13 protein-coding genes are annotated in these 19,624 nt (G+C 37.2%); 12 read left to right on the top strand and 1 reads right to left on the bottom strand.

Annotated features, from left to right (window positions below):
* Positions 1 to 4: 4 nt before the first annotated feature.
* A complete protein-coding gene (gene nusA, locus G3A46_RS03265) occupies positions 5 to 1,237 on the top strand; it encodes a transcription termination factor NusA (RefSeq protein ID WP_139855581.1) in 1,233 nt (410 codons plus the stop codon).
* 59 nt (positions 1,238 to 1,296) lie between these two features.
* The gene (infB, locus tag G3A46_RS03270; RefSeq protein WP_165146168.1) at positions 1,297 to 4,152 is read left to right on the top strand and encodes a translation initiation factor IF-2; all 2,856 of its coding nucleotides are present in this window, start codon (positions 1,297 to 1,299) and stop codon (positions 4,150 to 4,152) included.
* 534 nt (positions 4,153 to 4,686) lie between these two features.
* On the opposite strand, the gene G3A46_RS03280 is transcribed toward infB, so the two are convergent.
* Positions 4,687 to 5,082: an SPOR domain-containing protein gene (locus G3A46_RS03280; RefSeq protein ID WP_165146174.1), complete on the bottom strand. Its 396-nt coding sequence runs from the start codon at positions 5,080 to 5,082 to the stop codon at positions 4,687 to 4,689.
* 224 nt (positions 5,083 to 5,306) lie between these two features.
* Here G3A46_RS03280 and G3A46_RS03285 point away from each other — a divergent pair, with 224 nt between their 5' ends.
* From G3A46_RS03285 to G3A46_RS03330, 10 genes are all read left to right on the top strand, one after another.
* The gene (locus tag G3A46_RS03285; protein ID WP_165146177.1) at positions 5,307 to 6,626 is read left to right on the top strand and encodes a c-type cytochrome; all 1,320 of its coding nucleotides are present in this window, start codon (positions 5,307 to 5,309) and stop codon (positions 6,624 to 6,626) included.
* A gap of 31 nt (positions 6,627 to 6,657) precedes the next feature.
* Entirely contained in the window at positions 6,658 to 9,723 is a 3,066-nt protein-coding gene (locus tag G3A46_RS03290) for a TAT-variant-translocated molybdopterin oxidoreductase (protein WP_165146180.1), read from the top strand.
* 36 nt (positions 9,724 to 9,759) lie between these two features.
* Positions 9,760 to 11,496: an NrfD/PsrC family molybdoenzyme membrane anchor subunit gene (gene nrfD, locus G3A46_RS03295; RefSeq protein ID WP_165146183.1), complete on the top strand. Its 1,737-nt coding sequence runs from the start codon at positions 9,760 to 9,762 to the stop codon at positions 11,494 to 11,496.
* A 2-nt stretch (positions 11,497 to 11,498) separates the two neighbouring features.
* Positions 11,499 to 12,035, top strand: a complete 537-nt coding sequence (locus G3A46_RS03300; protein ID WP_139855572.1) for a DUF3341 domain-containing protein — start codon at positions 11,499 to 11,501, stop codon at positions 12,033 to 12,035.
* Position 12,036: 1 nt separating this feature from the next.
* Positions 12,037 to 12,681, top strand: a complete 645-nt coding sequence (locus G3A46_RS03305) for a cytochrome c (protein ID WP_241836853.1) — start codon at positions 12,037 to 12,039, stop codon at positions 12,679 to 12,681.
* 39 nt (positions 12,682 to 12,720) lie between these two features.
* Positions 12,721 to 14,091, top strand: coding sequence for a quinol:cytochrome C oxidoreductase (locus tag G3A46_RS03310; protein ID WP_165147600.1), 1,371 nt, complete (start codon positions 12,721 to 12,723; stop codon positions 14,089 to 14,091).
* Between the two features lie 29 nt (positions 14,092 to 14,120).
* Positions 14,121 to 15,182 (top strand): cytochrome c oxidase subunit II, encoded by a 1,062-nt coding sequence (locus tag G3A46_RS03315; RefSeq protein ID WP_165146186.1) that lies wholly within the window; start codon positions 14,121 to 14,123, stop codon positions 15,180 to 15,182.
* Positions 15,183 to 15,211: 29 nt separating this feature from the next.
* Positions 15,212 to 17,041: a cbb3-type cytochrome c oxidase subunit I gene (locus tag G3A46_RS03320; RefSeq protein ID WP_165146189.1), complete on the top strand. Its 1,830-nt coding sequence runs from the start codon at positions 15,212 to 15,214 to the stop codon at positions 17,039 to 17,041.
* Positions 17,042 to 17,261: 220 nt separating this feature from the next.
* Entirely contained in the window at positions 17,262 to 18,284 is a 1,023-nt protein-coding gene (gene ruvB, locus G3A46_RS03325; RefSeq protein ID WP_139855568.1) for a Holliday junction branch migration DNA helicase RuvB, read from the top strand.
* Positions 18,285 to 18,292: 8 nt separating this feature from the next.
* Positions 18,293 to 19,624 (top strand): cytochrome P450, encoded by a 1,332-nt coding sequence (locus G3A46_RS03330; RefSeq protein WP_165146192.1) that lies wholly within the window; start codon positions 18,293 to 18,295, stop codon positions 19,622 to 19,624.

A 19,624-nucleotide genomic window follows, 5' to 3' on the forward strand; every position in this document is an offset into this window, starting at 1 on the left:
TGATATGGAAAACTTAGCACTAATCGATTCTTTTTCAGAGTTTAAAGATGATAAGCAAATAGATAGAGTAACGCTTATGGCGATACTTGAAGACGTTTTCAGAAATGCACTGAAAAAGAAATATGGAAGTGACGATAACTTTGATATAATTGTAAACCCTGATAAAGGGGATTTGGAGATTTGGAGAAACCGTGTTGTGGTTGCAGATGGAGAAGTAGAGGATCCAAACGAAGAGATTTCTTTAAGCGAAGCACAAAAAATTGAGCCGGATTTTGAGATTGGAGAGGATGTTTCGGAAGAAGTAAAGTTAATCGACCTAGGACGTCGTTCTATTTTGGCATTGCGTCAAAACCTTATTTCAAAAATTCACGAGCACGATAATACTATCATCTATAAGCAATTTAAAGATCTTGAAGGAGAAATTTACACTGCTGAGGTTCATCACATTCGTCACCGTGCCGTTATATTGTTAGACGATGAAGGGAATGAAGTTATCCTTCCAAAGGATAAACAAATTCCTTCAGACTTTTTTAGAAAAGGAGATAACGTTCGTGGAATTATTGAAAGCGTTGATTTAAAAGGAAATAAACCGACAATTATTATGTCGCGCGCAAACCCAATTTTCCTTGAAAAATTATTCGAACAAGAAATTCCAGAAGTGTTTGACGGTTTAATTACTGTTAAAAAAGTAGTTCGTATTCCTGGTGAAAAAGCAAAAGTTGCTGTAGATTCATACGATGATCGTATTGATCCTGTAGGAGCTTGTGTTGGTATGAAAGGTTCAAGAATACACGGTATTGTACGTGAACTTGGAAACGAAAATATCGATGTTATAAATTATACAAGTAATATTAACCTTTATATTACTCGTGCATTAAGCCCAGCAAAAGTAACTTCAATTAAAATAAATGAAGAGACTAAGCGAGCTGAAGTAATTCTTCGTCCTGAAGAAGTGAGTAAAGCAATTGGTCGTGGAGGGCATAACATTCGCCTTGCAGGTCAATTAACAGGTTATGAAATAGATGTGCTTCGTGAAGGCGCAGAAGAAGACGTAGAGTTGCGTGAATTCTCAGATGAAATAGAAGGCTGGATCATCGAAGAATTCCATAAAATAGGTCTAGACACAGCTAAGAGTGTACTAGAACACGATATCAAGGATTTGGTTAAACGAACCGATTTGGAAGAAGAAACCATTCTTGATGTAATTAATATATTAAAAGAAGAATTTGAAGAGTAGTTGAAACTTTGACTACTTTTATACAAATTTTTTAAAAAGAAAAACAGGAAAAAGCATTTATGGCTGGAGTAAAGAAAAAAAGACTAAGTCAGGTATTACGTGAATTTAATATCTCGTTGGATCGTGCCGTGGAATTTTTGAGCACAAAAGGTTTCGATGTGGTCGCAAGTCCAAACACTAAAATAACGGGCGATGAATACGAAGTTCTTTTTGAAGAGTTTGAAACCGACAAAAGTAAAAAAGTAGAATCCAAGGAAATTGGTGAGGAAAAGCGCAAGGAGAAAGAAGAGCTTCGATTAGCGCGTGAGCGTGAGCTTGAAGAAAAGCAAAAGAAAGAAGAAGCTTCTCGAGTAATCAGAGCTGGTGCTAAACTTGAGGGTCCTAAACAAGTAGGTAAGATTGATCTTTCTACGGGGAAACCTAAAAAAGAAGAGCCTAAAGCTGCGGAAAAACCAGTTGAGGTGGAGCCTGCTAAAGAAGAAAAGGTAAAGGTTGAAAAACAAGAAAAGCCTGAAGTTGTAGCAGAAAAACCTAAAGCCGAAAAACCAAAGGTTGATGAAAAACCTGAGGTGGAAGAAAAGGCTAAAGAAGAAAAGGTTGTAGAAGAAAAGCCAAAAACGAAACCAACTCCTCCTGCTAAAAAAGAAGAAGTAGAAAAGCCTGCTGAAACTCCTGTTTCTAAAAAAGAAACTAAAGAAGAACCGAAAGTTGAGCCTAAGGTTGAATCTAAAGAAGAAGCCAAAGAGGAGCCTTCAATAAAAGATTCGGATACGGTAACTACAAAATACCGCAAACTAGAAGGTCCAAACTTTACAGGTCAAAAAATTGATCTTTCTCAGTTTAAAAAACCTGAAAAGAAAAAAGATCCTAAGGCAGACGCTAACAAAGACAAAAAAGGTAAGCGTCGTCGTATAAGTAAAGAAGCTCCTAAAACTGCTGGAGGTGGAAACTTTAGAGATAATCGTGGAAAAGGCAGAAAGCCGCGTCCAAATACTCCTAAAGAAGAGCCTAGCGAAGAAGAAGTACAAAAACAAGTACGCGAAACTTTAGAAAAACTTCAAGGGAAGTCTTCTAAAGGGAAGGGTGCTAAGTATCGTCGTGAAAAAAGAGATTTCCACCGTCAGAAAACTGAGGAGGAAATGGCACAACAAGAAGCAGAAAGTAAGCTTCTTAAGGTTACCGAGTTTGTAACAGCTAGCGAAATGGCAACTATGATGGATGTTCCTGTTACCAAAATTATCTCAGCTTGTATGAGTTTGGGTATGATGGTTACGATGAACCAACGTCTAGATGCAGAAACACTAAGTATTGTTGCCGATGAATTTGGTTACGACGTTGAATTTGTAACTGCAGATATTGAAGAGTCTATAGAACGCAACGTAGATGCTCCTGAAGATTTATTGCCAAGAGCTCCAATTGTAACTGTAATGGGTCACGTTGATCACGGTAAGACGTCATTGCTAGATAACATACGTAAGGAAAATGTAATTGCAGGTGAGTCTGGAGGTATTACGCAGCATATTGGTGCGTACGCCGTAGAGCTTGATGGAGGTCAAAAACTAGCTTTCCTTGATACTCCTGGTCACGAAGCGTTTACAGCGATGCGTGCTCGTGGTGCTCAAGTAACAGATATTGCAATTATTGTTGTAGCGGCAGATGATGATATTATGCCACAAACTAAGGAGGCAATAAGCCACGCACAAGCTGCGGGTGTGCCAATAGTTTTCGCGATAAACAAAATTGATAAGCCTACTGCTAATCCAGAAAGGATTAAAGAAAGACTAGCTCAAATGAACCTATTGGTTGAAGATTGGGGTGGTAAAATTCAATCACACGATATTTCTGCTAAAACAGGAGTTGGTGTTAAAGAATTACTAGAAAAAGTATTGCTTGAAGCTGAATTACTAGAGCTTAAAGCAAATCCAAACCGTCTAGCAGATGGTACTGTAGTAGAGGCATTCCTAGACAAAGGTCGTGGTTATGTTTCAACAGTACTAGTGCAAGGAGGTACATTGAAGGTAGGAGACTACTTGCTAGCTGGTCAGCATAGTGGTAAGGTTAAGGCAATGCAAGATGAGCGTGGTAAAAATGTTCAGGAAGCAGGTCCGTCAACTCCAGTATCTGTACTAGGTTTAGATGGTGCGCCTCAAGCGGGTGATAAGTTTAACGTGTTTGAAGATGAACGTGAAGCAAAATCTATTGCTACTAAACGTACTCAATTACAACGTGAGCAGTCGGTAAGAACACAACGTCATATTACGCTTGATGAAATTGGAAGACGTATTGCTCTTGGAGACTTTAAAGAACTTAATATTATCCTTAAGGGAGATGTTGATGGTTCGGTGGAAGCATTGACAGATTCATTCCAAAAACTATCTACTGAAGAAATTCAGGTGAATATAATCCATAAAGCTGTTGGGCCAATTACCGAAAGCGATGTGTTGTTAGCTTCTGCTTCCGATGCAATTATAATTGGATTTAACGTGCGTCCAATGGGTAATGCGCGTCAGATAGCTGATAAGGAAGAAATAGATATCCGTACATACTCTATCATTTACGATGCAATTGGCGACGTAAAGGATGCGATGGAAGGAATGCTATCTCCAGAGATGAAAGAAGAGATTACTGGTACAGCCGAAATTCGTGAAACATTCAAAATATCGAAAGTTGGAACCATTGCAGGTTGTATGGTGCTTACAGGTAAAATCTTTAGAAACTCGGGTATTCGATTGATTCGTGAAGGTGTTGTGGTTTACACAGGTGAACTAGCTTCTTTAAAACGTTTCAAAGACGATGTGAAAGAAGTATCTAAAGGGTACGACTGTGGTATTCAAATTAAAAACTACAACGATATTAGAGAAAACGATATTATTGAAGCTTTCCAAGAAGTAGCAGTGAAGAAGAAGTTGAAGTAATAACTAGTTTCTATAAATATTAAAAACGCTCCGAAAATTAACTTTTCGGAGCGTTTTTTTTTTTTTTTTTGTTTAAACTATTTTAAACCCTAAATATCCTGCAAGGTGTCATTGCGAGGCACGAAGCAATCTCCTTGTAGGTATAGTTAACAGTTTACTCTTTAAAGAACTTTTTTGTTTCAGTATTCCCTTCTTCATCTTCAATATTTAAAAAATAGATGCCGCTGGAAAGATTTGATAGATCGATTAAATTTTGCTTATTAAAATTTATATGTTGTGTGTTTAAAAGCTTGCCTTCTGTTGAGTAAATTTGGGTTTTAAGCTTGCCAATATCTTTTGTGTCATTTAATACCAAAACTTCATTAACAGGGTTTGGATATATAGAAAATAGTTGTTCATTAATATCATTTGTTCCTAAAGAGCAGTCTTCAGAATAATTAAAAAAAACCGTCCCATTCAGAATATGGAAATTGAGAAGTCTAGAAAAATGAATAAAATCTCGTTTTCTAGATTGGAGAAATTGGAAGTGTAAAATTACTTTCTTCTTTCTGGCTTTAAGATAAAAGCAGAACTAAAGCTTTGTTGTATTTTAAGCAAAGCTCTTTCCGCTTCTATACGGGTGTCAAAACTTCCGGCCCATACTTTGTAGTTCGGAGTTTCGTATTCAATAGAAGCAGGCCAATTGCTAAAACTACCCTTGTATTTTCGTAGTATTTGGTTGGCTTTATCCAATTCACCGTAATAAAGCTGTATGGTGTAGCCATCTGTTAGCTTATTGTCTTTTTCAAGACTCTTTTTCAAATCTAACAATTGTGTGATTTTTGGATCTTGATTTACCTGAAGTGTTGCGCTTTGTGAATAGCTATTAGCTGATAATAAAATCAGTAAAATGCTGGCTATAAAAATCTTGTGAGAAGTTGTTGATTTCATATAATTATATCTTTAATGCAAATGTAAAACTTAATAACTGAGTGAAGCGCAAATTTATTATTTAGAACTAATATAAATTAATGGTTAACACTTTGTTTGCATTTCCAAAATCGACTTAATAATGTATTTTTGCTCCTTTATTTGCGGTACGGAAAGAGTAATTCTGTTAAAACATAACCTAACTAATTCTGTGCCAAACTATCGACAATAATTTAACCATTAGTATGAAAAAGGTGAATTTTATACATCTACGATCAAAATTGCCACTTCTATTGTTAGTGCTTACACTAACTTTTTCAACTACCTCGTATTCTCAAGATGAAGCGGAAGCTGCTTCTGCGGATGCGCCGGCTGATGCTGGAGGTGATGTTGCTGCGGGTGAATCATTATTTAAGGCAAACTGTGCTGCCTGTCACAAGATGGACAAAAAAGCGGTTGGTCCTGCCTTAAGAGGTGTGGCCGATAAGTTTGACCGTGATTGGTTGTACAGCTGGATTCGAAATAGTTCAGCTCTTATTGCTTCAGGTGATGCAACTGCAGTAAGATTATTTGAAGAAAATAACAAAGCTGTCATGACGGCTTTCCCAGGACTGTCTGATGAGGATATCGATAATATCCTTGCGTATACAAGTCAGCCAAAAGCTGCGCCTGTTGTTGCTGAAGTTCCTGCTGGAGGTGCTGCAAGTACAGGAGGAGGTGAGGGTGTTTCTAATGCTTTAGTGTTAGGTGCGCTAGTTCTTGTATTCTTGTTGTTGGTTATTCTTCTTTATATGGTATCTACTACCTTGAAGAGAATTGCTGAAGCTAACGGTGTAGTTTATGAAGAAAGAGAAAAGCGTACTCCAATCTGGAAGGCTTTTGCTGAGAATCAATTCTTGGTATTAGTTACGTCTATTTTCTTTATTCTTTTTGGAAGCTACTTCGCTTACGGATACTTAATGCAAGTAGGAGTTGACCAAGGATATGCTCCGGTTCAGCCAATTCACTATTCGCATAAAATTCACGCAGGAGACAATCAGATAGATTGTAACTTCTGTCATAGTTCAGCTAGAAAGAGTAAAACTGCAGGTATACCTTCGTTAAACGTTTGTATGAACTGTCATAAAAATATTTCTGAAGTTGCAGAAGATACTGCTACTGAAGAGTACTCAAAAGAATTTTACGATGGTGAAATCGCTAAGTTGTATGACGCTGTTGGATGGGATCCAGAGCAACAAGCATATACTGGCGAAACAAAGCCTGTAAAATGGGTTCGTATTCACAATCTTCCTGATTTCGCATATTTCAACCACTCACAACACGTAACAGTAGCGGGAGTTGATTGTCAAAAGTGTCACGGTGAAGTTGAGAGTATGGAGGTTATGGAGCAGTTTGCGCCACTTACAATGGGATGGTGTATTGATTGCCACAAAGAGACCAATGTTAACTTAGAGTCTAATGAGTACTACGCTAAGATACATGAAGAGCTTTCTAAGAAGTACGGTGTAGAAAAATTGACAATCGCCGAAATGGGTGGATTGGAGTGTGGCAAGTGTCACTATTAATAAATAAAAAAGGATAATTACAAATAGCAATATGGCATCAAACAAGAAATACTGGAAAAGTGTTGAAGAGCTGAATGAAGACAGCACTATTGTGAAGGCGCTACAAGACAATGAGTTTGTAACTGAAATACCTACGGACGAATTTCTTGGAAACAAAGAAGCTTTATCAGCTTCTTCTACCACGCGTCGTGATTTCTTAAAATATGTAGGTTTTTCTACAGCAGCTGCAACTTTAGCGGCTTGTGAAGGACCTGTAGTGAAATCTATCCCTTATGTTGTTCAGCCAGATGAAATTGTTCCAGGTGTAGCAAATTATTATGCTTCTACAATGGCGGATGGTTTCGATTTTGCCAATATATTGGTAAAAACACGCGAAGGTCGTCCTATCAAAATTGAGAAGAATGATTTAGCTAAAAATGGAGGAAGTGTAAATGCTCGTGTTCACGCATCGGTTTTATCATTATATGATAAAAATAGATTAACTGGTCCTATGGTTGGTGGATCTGAAGTATCGTGGCCGGAGTTTGATACTGCTATTGCGCAGAAGATGAACGAAATGTCTGGGAAAGACATAGTTCTACTTACTCAAACATTCGCGAGTCCATCTACATCTAAGTTAATTTCTGAATTTACTACTAAGTATCCTAATGTGCGTCACGTTGTTTATGACACCGTGTCTAGTTCAGCTGCATTAGATGCTTTCCAAAATAAATACGGAACTCGCGCATTACCAGATTACGATTTTTCAAAAGCTGAAGTTATTGTTTCTGTTGGTGCAGATTTCTTAGGAGATTGGCAAGGAGGAAGCTATAGCAAAGGATATGCTCAAGGAAGAGTGCCTAAAAATGGAAAAATGTCTCGACATATTCAGTTTGAGGCTAACTTTACATTGACTGGTGCTAAAGCTGATAAGCGTGTTGCGGCAACTCCATCTCAACAATTACAAATACTTAAGGCTTTAACTGGCGGAAGTGCTTCTGGCTTGCCAGAAAATATTGCTGACGCAGTGAATAAAGCAAAAGCTCAACTTCAGAAAGCTGGAGGAAAAGCATTATTGGTGACTGGCTTACCAGATGTAGCTTCGCAAACGTTAGCTTTGGATTTCAATGCTAATAGTGAGGCAATTGATGTTAATAAGCCATTACTTGTTAGACAAGGAAGTACTAGCGAAGTGATGAGTGTTGTTAACGGCGTTATTTCTGGAAGTATAAAAGGATTAATTACAGTAGGTGTAAACCCAGTTTACTCGCTACCAAATAGCAAAGAATTTGCTGAAGCTTACCAAAAGCTTGAAATGAGTCTTGCATTCAGTATGAAGCAAGATGAAACAGCATCATTGGCACAATTAGTTGCTGCAACTCCTCACTACCTAGAGTCTTGGGGTGATGCACAAATTAAGAAAGGTACTTATAGCCTTACTCAGCCAACTATCCGTCCATTATTCAATACGCGTCAATTCCAAGATAGCATATTACAGTGGACAGGTAACTCAAAAAAATATTACGATTACATTAAAGAAGTTTGGACAAGTTCTATTTTGTCTGGAGGTTCTTGGAATGAAGCTCTTCACGATGGTTTTGTTTCTAGTGATGTAGAAATGAAAATGGAAGAAGTTAAGCCAGCTACTGAAGGTTCTGGTTTAATGCAGGAAAGTACATCTAATGGTGCGCTTGCAGCTTTATCTCAAGAAGGAGGTTACGAGTTGACATTGTATACATCAACAGGTATTGGTGATGGTCAACAAGCAAACAACCCTTGGTTACAAGAATTCCCAGATCCAATTACAAGAGCATCTTGGGATAACTACCTTACTGTTTCAGCTGCAGACGCTAAAGAGTTAGGACTTGTTAATAAGAACGTTGCAAATGGTGCCTTAAACGGTAGTTATGTAAACGTATCGGTAGGTGGTGTTGTTCTTGAAAAAGTTCCTGTTATTATTCAACCTGGACAAGCTAAAGGATCTGTTGGTCTAGCTTTAGGTTATGGTAAAACAGCTGCTATTCAAGAAGAAATGCAAACAGGTATTAATGCCTACCCGCTTTACCAGAACTTCTCTGATGTTCAAAAAGTAAATATCGAAAAAGCTAGTGGAATGCACGAGTTTGCTTGCGTACAGTTGCAAAGCACAATGGCTGGACGTAGTAACGATATTATAAAGGATACTACTTTAGAGATTTTTAATACTAAAGATGTAAGTGAGTGGAATGCTGTTCCAGTTGTAGACTATGATCACGCTCCTATTTCCGTTCGTGATAAAAAAGCAGATATCTGGAGTCCATTCGATACTACTATCGGAACTCACTTTAACTTATCTATAGATTTAAATGCTTGTACGGGATGTGGGGCTTGTGTTATCGCTTGTCACGCTGAAAACAACGTACCGGTAGTTGGTAAAACTGAAGTTAGAAAATTCCGTGATATGCACTGGTTGCGTATCGATAGATATTACTCTGCAGGGGAAACCTTTAAGGAAGAAGCTGAGATGTACGAAAACCTTCCTGCTTTTGATAGTTATGAAGCCGTAGAGGTGCCAAACTATGAAAACCTTGAAGTAGCATTCCAGCCTGTAATGTGTCAGCACTGTAACCACGCACCTTGTGAAACTGTTTGTCCAGTAGCGGCAACATCTCACGGGCGTCAAGGGCAAAACCATATGGCTTATAACCGTTGTGTTGGTACTCGTTACTGCGCTAACAACTGTCCTTACAAAGTTCGTCGTTTCAACTGGTTCTTATACAGTGAAAATGATGAGTTTGATTACAACATGAATAACGACCTTGGTAGAATGGTACTTAACCCAGATGTGGTAGTTCGTTCTCGTGGAGTAATGGAAAAATGTTCTTTATGTATCCAAATGACTCAGAAAACTATACTAGACGCTAAGCGTGAGGGTAGGCCAGTAAGAGATGGTGAATTTGCTACAGCATGTTCAAATGCTTGTGAAACTGGAGCCATGGTATTTGGAGATGTAAATGATGAAGAATCAGAAATACTTAAGAAGAAAAAAGATGACAGAATGTACTATCTTCTTGAAAATGTTGGTACTAAACCAAACGTTTTCTATCAAATGATAGTTAAAAACACTTCTGAAGCATAATAATTTAATCAAGAACCAATTATTTAATAATTAAATATGTCGTCACACTACGAAGCACCTATAAGAGAACCACTGGTTCTGGGCGAAAAGTCCTATCAAGACATCAGTGCAGATGTAGCAGCTCCTGTACTAGGAAAAGCAAATAAATCTTGGTGGATTGTTTTTACCATAGCCCTTATTGCATTTTTATGGGGATTAGGTTGTATTATTTATACAGTTTCTACTGGAATTGGAGTTTGGGGTTTGAACAAGACCGTTGGATGGGCTTGGGATATTACTAACTTCGTTTGGTGGGTAGGTATTGGTCACGCAGGAACACTTATTTCTGCAGTACTTTTACTTTTCCGTCAAAAATGGAGAATGGCTGTAAACCGTTCTGCGGAAGCAATGACAATTTTCGCCGTTGTTCAAGCAGGTTTATTCCCGATTATTCACATGGGTCGTCCATGGTTAGCATATTGGGTACTTCCAATACCTAACCAATTTGGATCACTATGGGTTAACTTTAACTCGCCTCTTCTTTGGGACGTATTCGCGATTTCTACCTATTTATCAATTTCATTGGTATTCTGGTGGACAGGATTACTTCCTGACTTCGCGATGATTCGTGATAAGACTAAAAGTCCTTTCCAGAAAAAGATTTACGGAATCCTTAGTTTTGGATGGAGTGGTCGTGTAAAAGACTGGCAACGTTTTGAGGAAGTTTCACTTGTATTAGCAGGTTTAGCGACTCCACTTGTACTTTCTGTACACACCATTGTATCTTTTGACTTCGCAACTTCTGTAGTTCCTGGATGGCATAGTACTATTTATCCTCCATATTTCGTGGCAGGTGCGATTTTCTCAGGATTCGCAATGGTACAAACGCTTCTTATAATAATGAGAAAAGTGTCTAACCTAGAAAACTATATTACAATAGTTCATATTGAATATATGAACAAAGTAATCCTACTAACGGGAGGTATTGTAACAGTTGCTTATGCTACTGAGTATTTCGTGATGTGGTATTCTGGTGTTCCTTACGAGGATTACACTTACCTTTCATACGGTGCTGCAACAGGACCTTACTGGTGGGCATTCTGGGCATTGATTATCTGTAACTTTGTTGTTCCAATGACCTTATGGATTAAGAAATATAGAAGAAACATTATTTGGACATTTATTGTTGCATTAGTGATTAACATCGGAATGTGGTTTGAGCGTTTCAACATTATCGTTGTAAACATTACAAAAGATAGGTTGACCTCTTCATGGACAATGTTCCAACCAACATTTGTTGATATAGGAACGTTCGTAGGAACTATTGGTTTCTTCTTTGTTCTATTCCTTCTATATGCGCGTACATTCCCTGTAATTGCACAAGCAGAGGTGAAAACAATATTGAAATCTTCAGGTGAGAAATTCAAGAATTTACGTGCGAAACACGGAAATGATGTTAGCCACGTAAGAGCACTTGACGGTGGACCGGTAGTTGAAAAGCCTGTAGCTTCACAAAATATTGTGTCTGATAAAGCAAAAGTAGACTCGTTACTTTCAACTATAGGAACATTTAATCCTGATGTTGAAGAGCAAGATGACTTGAAGTTGATTAATGGAGTTGGACCTGTGATGGAGCAAAAACTGCATCAGATAGGTATCTTTACTTTTGATCAGGTAAGTAGAATGACTGACCGTGAATACGATTTATTAGATGAGATTGTTAGTGAATTCCCTGGAAGAGCCAAACGTGATGATTGGGCTGGACAGGCGCTAATCCTAAAAAACAACAAATAATTATGGCTGCAAAGAAAATACACGCTATTTACACGGATGACGACCTGTTATTGCAGGCTGTAAACCAAACCCGTGCGGCAAAATATCATATTTCTGAAATATTTACACCATTTCCAGTACACGGATTAGACCACGCATTAGGTCTGGCTCCAACGCGACTAGCGATTACCTCTTTCCTTTATGGATTATGTGGTTTAACAGTTGCTGTGCTGATGATGAATTATATGATGATTCAAGATTGGCCTCAAAATATTGGTGGAAAACCAAGTTTTACTTTCTACCAAAACATGCCTACTTTCATCCCAATTATGTTTGAGTTGACTGTATTTTTCGCTGGTCACTTAATGGTAATTACATTTTATATGAGAAGTAAGCTTTGGCCTTTTAGAAAAGCAGAAAATCCAGATCCACGTACTACTGATGCCCATTTCTTAATGGAAGTAGATGTAGACAATCACGATGTTGAAACGCTTTCTAAATTCTTGTATGACACAGGTGCATCAGAGATTAGTTTAATTGAAAATGAGCAGGACCACTAGTATGAAAACATTAAAAAACATAGCAATCGCAATTTGTGCCTCTGTAGTTTTGACTTCTTGTTTTAATGACAAAAAGCCAAATTATCAGTACTTCCCGAATATGTATGAGTCGGTAGGTTACGAAACCTATGGAGAGTATGAGATTTTCCCAGGGCAACAATCAGCAATGATGCCAGTAGAAAATACTGTTCCTCGTGGTTTTGTTCCTTATGAATATGAAAACAGTACAGAAGGTTTAAATTTAGCTAAAGCTGAACTTGATAATCCTTATAAGGTTACTGAAGAAAACTTAAAAGTTGGAGCAGACTTATTCAATATATATTGTGCAGTTTGCCACGGTGATAAAGGAGATGGAAAAGGAATCTTAGCAACTCGTGAAAAGTTTTTAGGTATTCCAAGTTTTGCTGATGCAGGACGTACAATTGTACCAGGAGGGATTTATCACGTACAGACTTATGGATTGAATGCAATGGGTTCATATGCTTCGCAAACAACTGAAAAAGAACGTTGGCAAATAGCAATGCACGTAATGGACTTAAAAGCATCCTTAAAAGGTGAACCTGGTGTTCTTGAAACAGTGCAAGCTGAAAAAGAATTAACGGAGTCTCTTACCTCAGTTACAGATGACAACTCTACTCAAAAGTAGAACGTAATTAATGATTTATTAAAGAGAATGGCTAAAGATATGTATACGCTACCAAGTAAATTAAAACTGTTTTCTATTGTTCTAATGGTCCTAGGGCTTGCAGGAATAATCTTTGGGTTTATGACTACTCCCAAGACCATTGATGATGTTAAAAAGATTTTAGCAGAACAAGAGGCTCACCATGGCGAAAACCATGCAGTGGATCATAAAGAAGATACTGCTAACTTCATTGATATTGCAAGAGGTGAAGAAGGGTACTCAGGAGCTGCAATGGAGCACGCAACCGATTTAAGTGCTGAAGGTCACGGAGCTTCATCACATGAAGAACACGTACTACACCAATTACAAACTAGACCTTGGTCTGCTACATTCGTAGCTGCATTCTTCTTTATGATGATTGCTTTAGGTGTACTTGTGTTTTACGCAATTCAATTTGCATCACAAGCAGGATGGTCTCCAGTACTATATAGAGTAATGGAAGGAATAACATCTTATTTATTACCAGGATCAATTATTGTTTTTGTTCTTGTAATTTTTGCAGGAGAACACTTCTATCCTTGGCAAAATGCTGATTTAGTAGCAGAGGATAAAATTTTACAAGGAAAGTCGGGATACCTTAACTTCCCATTCTTTGTTATCCGTGCTGCAATCTATCTTTTAGGATGGAATATTTACCGTTACTACTCAAGAAAAAACTCTTTAGCACAAGCTGAAGCAAATAACTTTGATCACTATAGAAAGAACTTTAAGGCATCAGTTTTCTTCCTTATCTTCTTCCTATTAACTGAAGCTACTATGGCTTGGGATTGGTTCATGTCTATGACTCCACATTGGTATAGTACATTGTTTGCATGGTATGTATTCGCAACTATGTTTGTTTCTTCAATCACTGTGATTGCTTTAGTAACAATTCACTTAAAGAGCAAAGGGCTATTGTCTTTTGTAAGTGATAGACACTTACACGACTTAGCTAAGTATATGTTTGCTTTCAGTATTTTCTGGACTTACCTATGGTTTAGCCAGTTTATGCTAATCTGGTACTCAAACATTCCAGAAGAAGTAACTTACTTTATCATAAGAATTCAGGAGTATCAAGGATTGTTTTTTGGAATGCTAATACTTAATTTTGTGTTCCCATTACTTGTGTTAATGAATAGTGATTTCAAAAAAGTTCCATGGTTTGTTGTTATAGCAGCAGTATTCATCTTGGTAGGTCACTATATAGATGTCTTCCTATTAGTTATGCCATCAACAGTTGGACACAACTGGGGCTTTGGAATACCTGAAGTAGCTGCATTGTTATTCTTTGCAGGACTTTTCATTATGGTTGTTGGAAATGGACTTGGAAAAGTATCTCTAAGACCTAAGAACGACCCATTTATCAAAGAAAGTGAAAACTACCATTTTTAATCATTTAGTTTAAAAGAAGAAATTTAAAGATGACCGCATTTTTAGTAATTTTAGTAATTCTCCTTTTTGGAATCTCTGTTTGGCAAATAAGCAGGATATTTCGATTGGCTCAGATTAAATCGACAACTCATTCTGATATCGCTTCAGATGAAGATAATAACCACCAAGGTTATTTAATGTTAGGATTTTTAGCCTTTATCTATATCTTAACTATTGTTTCTTTCTGGTTATGGTATGATACCTTGTTACCAAAGTCTGCTTCAGAACACGGTGCGCAAATTGACAACTTAATGTTGGTTTCGATGATCGTTATTTTTGCGGCTGGTATTCTTACACAGTGGTTGTTACACTACTTTGCATTTGTTTATAGAGGTAACAAAACCAAAAAAGCGACATTCTATGCTGATAACGATAAATTAGAATTTATCTGGACTATTATTCCTGTAATTGTTCTTGCTGGACTTATTATTTATGGTCTTTTCACTTGGACAGACATTATGAATGTTGATAAGGATGATGATCCACTTGTTATAGAACTATATGCTCAACAATTTAATTGGAAAGCACGTTACGGTGGTAATGACAACACACTAGGTGATGCTAACGTTCGTTTAATCGAAGGTGTTAACGTTTTAGGTGTTGATCCTTCAGATCCTAACGGTCAAGACGATAAAGTTGTAACTGAAGTTCACTTACCGGTTGGTAGAAAAGTATTGTTTAAGATACGTTCTCAGGATGTATTACACTCTGCTTACATGCCACACTTTAGAGCGCAAATGAACTGTGTTCCTGGTATGATTACTCAATTTGCATTTACGCCTACAGTTACAACTGAGGAAATGCGTCAAGAAGATCATATTATCAACAAGGTTCAAAACATTAATGAAATTAGAGCCGAGAAGAGTAAAGAGCTTCAAGCTGCTGGTGAAGAACCTCTAGATCCTTATGAATTTGATTATATGATTCTTTGTAACAAGATTTGTGGTATTAGCCACTATAACATGCAAATGAAGATTGTAGTTGAATCTGAAGAAGAATATAATGCTTGGTTGGCAGAACAGCCTACCTTGGCAGAACAACTTAGCAAATAATATTAATAGAAAATTTAGCTTAAAAAGATATGTCAGCACACGCACAGGCTCACGCAATAGAAGATCATCACGAAGATCATGGGCATCATCATAAAGAAACATTTGTAACTAAATATATCTTTAGCCAAGATCATAAAATGATCTCTAAGCAATACCTAATTACAGGTTTGTTTATGGGTACTATTGGTATTCTAATGTCTTTATTATTTAGAATACAACTAGCATGGCCAGACCAAAGTTTTACAATTTTTGAAATGTTACTAGGGAAATGGGCTCCAGAAGGAGTTATGGATCCTAGTGTTTACCTTGCATTAGTTACGATTCACGGTACTATAATGGTATTCTTCGTACTAACAGCTGGATTGAGTGGTACTTTTAGTAACTTATTAATTCCATTACAGATTGGTGCAAGAGATATGGCCTCAGGATTCCTAAACATGGTTTCTTACTGGTTGTTCTTTATTTCTAGTGCAATAATGGTTTTCTCATTATTCGTTGAAGCAGGACCGGCATCAGCAGGTTGGACAATTTATCCTCCACTTAGTGCTTTACCGCAATCTATTCCAGGTTCTGGAGCAGGTATGACATTATGGTTGATATCTATTGCGATATTTATTGCATCATCATTGTTAGGTTCGCTTAACTATATAGTTACAACTTTAAATATGCGTACTAAAGGAATGTCTATGACGCGTCTTCCTTTAACAATTTGGGCATTCTTTGTAACTGCTATTATTGGTGTAGTTGCCTTCCCAGTATTATTTTCAGCGGCTTTAATGCTTATAATGGATAGAAGTTTTGGTACTTCTTTCTTCTTATCAGATATTTATATTGCTGGTGAAGTATTACATCACCAAGGAGGTTCTCCAGTATTGTTTGAACACTTATTCTGGTTCCTTGGTCACCCAGAGGTATATATTGTAATTCTACCTGCAATGGGTATTGTATCTGAAATTATGGCTACAAATGCTCGTAAGCCAATTTTCGGATACCGTGCGATGGTTGCGTCTATCCTTGCAATTGCATTCCTTTCTACAATTGTATGGGGTCACCATATGTTCGTTTCAGGGATGAATCCATTCTTAGGTTCTGTGTTTACTTTTACCACATTACTTATTGCAATTCCATCTGCTGTAAAAGCATTTAACTGGATTACAACTTTATGGAAAGGTAACTTACAGATGAACGTAGCTATGCTATGGAGTATCGGTTTTGTTTCTACTTTCATAACTGGTGGTCTTACTGGTATTATCGTTGGAGATAGTGCATTAGATATTAACGTTCACGATACTTATTTCGTTGTAGCTCACTTCCACTTAGTGATGGGTATTTCGGCGCTTTATGGACTTCTTGCTGGGGTTTACCACTGGTTCCCTAAAATGTTTGAAGGACGTATGATGAATAAAAAATTAGGATACATCCACTTCTGGGTAACAGCAATTGGAGCTTACGGGATTTTCTTCCCAATGCACTTTGTTGGTTTAGCAGGTCTACCTCGTAGATACTACAACAACACAAGTTTCCCATATTTTGATGACTTACATGATATTAATGTTGTTATGACGCTGTTTGCAATTATGACGATTGCAGTACAAGTAGTGTTCCTTTACAACTTCTTCCACTCTATGTTCTACGGAAAGATAGGTCCAAAAAACCCTTGGAATTCTACAACATTAGAATGGACAGCAGAACAAAAACACATCCATGGAAACTGGGCTGGTCCAATACCACATGTTTACCGTTGGGCTTACGATTATAGTAAACTTAATAAAGACGAAACAGATTACGTAATTGCTGGTCAAGATTATGTTCCTCAAAACGTGCCATTACAGGACAATGAGGATGAATTAGAACACTAATTAATCTCTGTTTAACGCAAAATATTAGTAGTAACACGTATTTCCTAGTAGTTTAAACCATGTTATCTTTGAATAGATAATAATGAGTAGGAAGTGAGGAGACTACAAGTTATTTGACAAGCCGTGCTAAAAAGCACGGCTTGTTGTTTTTTCTGCTTTTTCTTATTTCTACATTAATTACAATTACACTTCCTATCTACTGATTCCTTATATTTGTTTTATGAATGAAAACCTTGATCCCACCGGCGAAAATTTATCCCCACAGGAATTGGATATTGAGAAACAATTGCGTCCATTAAGCTTTGAAGACTTTACTGGACAAGATCAGGCATTGGAAAATCTTCAAATCTTTGTTCAAGCTGCAAATCAAAGAGGTGAAGCTTTAGATCATACCCTATTTCACGGGCCTCCAGGATTAGGGAAAACAACATTAGCGCATATTCTTGCAAATGAGCTCGACGTTAATATTAGAGTAACTTCTGGTCCTGTATTAGACAAGCCAGGTGATCTTGCAGGATTACTTACCAATTTGGATGAACGGGATGTGCTTTTTATTGACGAGATACACCGTTTAAGCCCTATTGTTGAAGAATATCTTTATTCAGCAATGGAAGACTATAAGATTGATATAATGATTGAATCTGGGCCTAATGCGCGCTCGGTTCAAATTAATTTAAATCCCTTTACGCTAGTAGGTGCAACAACCCGTTCAGGTTTACTTACAGCGCCTATGCGTGCACGTTTTGGAATTTCTTCAAGACTTCAATACTATTCTACCGAATTGTTAACTACAATTATACAGCGTAGTGCAAGTATTTTAAATGTGCCTATCGCTATGGAAGCTGCTATAGAAATTGCAGGACGCAGTCGTGGTACACCTCGTATTGCAAATGCTCTTTTACGTAGAATTAGAGATTTTGCTCAGATAAAAGGAAACGGAAAAATTGATATTGAAATAGCAAGGTTTGGGTTAAACGCCTTGAATGTAGATGCCTTTGGTTTAGATGAAATGGACAATAAAATCCTTTCAACAATAATCGAAAAGTTTAAAGGCGGACCTGTTGGAATTACTACTATTGCAACCGCTGTTTCGGAAAGTCCTGAAACCATTGAAGAAGTATACGAACCTTTCTTAATTCAACAAGGGTTTATTATGAGAACTCCAAGGGGAAGAGAAGTTACCGAGGCGGCATATAAGCATCTTGGGAAGAATAGAGGTTCAACTCAAAGTGAATTGTTTTAATTTGTGCTATGGAAGTAAAGAAAATCCCATCGGTTTCTGCCTTCCGATTTCTGATTCACTCCACTCAGATTTTAAAAAATCCCCTACCATTTCATCATAGTAATTTTGAAAATAAGGGGGACACGTTTCGGTTGAAGCTCGGTTTTGGGAAATCTGTAATTTTTTCTCGTGATGCTGGCTTAGCACAATATGCACTTCAGAAAAACCATAAGAATTATAAAAAATCTCCCATACAAACTCGTGACCTTGTTAAGTATGTAGGTAACGGACTTCTTACTTCAGAAGGTGAACTTTGGCAAAAACAACGTAAACTAATTCAACCTGCTTTTCATAAAAAACAGTTGGTTAATTTACTAGACGCCATTCAAAGTGCAATTGAATTTGAACTTTCTAAGATTGAAACGGGTAAAGCGAAAGATATCTTTCCTATTTTCAACGACCTCGCTTTTCAAACGGTAGTAAAATCTCTTTTTAGTAGTGCCGTTGACAGTCGAGAAATAAAAAGGCTTCAACATATCACCGAATCTGCTCAACAAATGCTGGTAAAGGAATTACGTATGCCGTACTTGGGCTGGTGGTTTAAGTTGAGCGGTGAACTTTCTAAACACCTTGCTGAAACTAAAGAAGCGAGAAACATTCTTAAGAAACTTGTTAATGAAAGGAGACAATCGGGTGTTCGTGAGGATGACTTATTAGATATGCTTTTAGACGCTAGATACGAAGATGGAAGTGGAATGGACGATAAGCAGTTGATAGATGAAATTTTAATATTGTTTACTGCTGGTCACGAAACAACTTCAAATGCACTTACATTTACTTGTGAATTATTAGCTCGAAACCCTCAAGTACAAGATAAGATTTATGATGAAATAACTGCCGCATCCGAGAATTCGACAGGCTTAATGGAATTCATTAGAAACTGTTCGTATATTAAGAATGTAATTGAAGAATCACTTCGTCTTTACCCTCCGGCATATTTTATAGATAGGGTGAATATTGAAGACGATACTTTTGAAGGGATGTTTATTCCGAAAAATTCAAGTTTATTATTTTCATTGTTAGAGATTCATACCGACCCAAAAAACTGGGATGAGCCTGTGAAATTTAAACCAGAACGGTTTTCGGATGTGAACGCTAAAGAGTATTCGGGTCACTATTTTCCTTTTGGTGCTGGCCCAAGAATATGTATTGGTAATAACTTTGCAATGTATGAAATGATATTAGCGATTGCAGAAATTGTAAAAACATATAAGATTTCTGAAAAGAATTCACCAATAGAAATAAAACCACTAATAACCTTAAAGCCAAAAAATGCAATTTTGGAGTTTAATTTAAGATAA

Origin of the sequence: Aequorivita sp. KMM 9714 (assembly GCF_011065475.1) — a bacterium.
Taxonomy (GTDB): Bacteria; Bacteroidota; Bacteroidia; order Flavobacteriales; family Flavobacteriaceae; genus Aequorivita; species Aequorivita sinensis.

Bases quoted from the DNA above. Each gene is read 5' to 3' on its own strand.
- nusA (WP_139855581.1), top strand. From the start codon at position 5: ATGGAAAACTTAGCACTAATCGATTCTTTTTCAGAGTTTAAAGATGAT.
- G3A46_RS03300 (WP_139855572.1), top strand. From the start codon at position 11,499: ATGGCTGCAAAGAAAATACACGCTATTTACACGGATGACGACCTGTTA.
- G3A46_RS03315 (WP_165146186.1), top strand. From the start codon at position 14,121: ATGACCGCATTTTTAGTAATTTTAGTAATTCTCCTTTTTGGAATCTCT.
- G3A46_RS03310 (WP_165147600.1), top strand. From the start codon at position 12,721: ATGTATACGCTACCAAGTAAATTAAAACTGTTTTCTATTGTTCTAATG.
- G3A46_RS03330 (WP_165146192.1), top strand. From the start codon at position 18,293: ATGGAAGTAAAGAAAATCCCATCGGTTTCTGCCTTCCGATTTCTGATT.
- G3A46_RS03290 (WP_165146180.1), top strand. From the start codon at position 6,658: ATGGCATCAAACAAGAAATACTGGAAAAGTGTTGAAGAGCTGAATGAA.
- G3A46_RS03305 (WP_241836853.1), top strand. From the start codon at position 12,037: ATGAAAACATTAAAAAACATAGCAATCGCAATTTGTGCCTCTGTAGTT.
- ruvB (WP_139855568.1), top strand. From the start codon at position 17,262: ATGAATGAAAACCTTGATCCCACCGGCGAAAATTTATCCCCACAGGAA.
- G3A46_RS03280 (WP_165146174.1), bottom strand. From the start codon at position 5,082: ATGAAATCAACAACTTCTCACAAGATTTTTATAGCCAGCATTTTACTG.
- infB (WP_165146168.1), top strand. From the start codon at position 1,297: ATGGCTGGAGTAAAGAAAAAAAGACTAAGTCAGGTATTACGTGAATTT.
- nrfD (WP_165146183.1), top strand. From the start codon at position 9,760: ATGTCGTCACACTACGAAGCACCTATAAGAGAACCACTGGTTCTGGGC.
- G3A46_RS03285 (WP_165146177.1), top strand. From the start codon at position 5,307: ATGAAAAAGGTGAATTTTATACATCTACGATCAAAATTGCCACTTCTA.
- G3A46_RS03320 (WP_165146189.1), top strand. From the start codon at position 15,212: ATGTCAGCACACGCACAGGCTCACGCAATAGAAGATCATCACGAAGAT.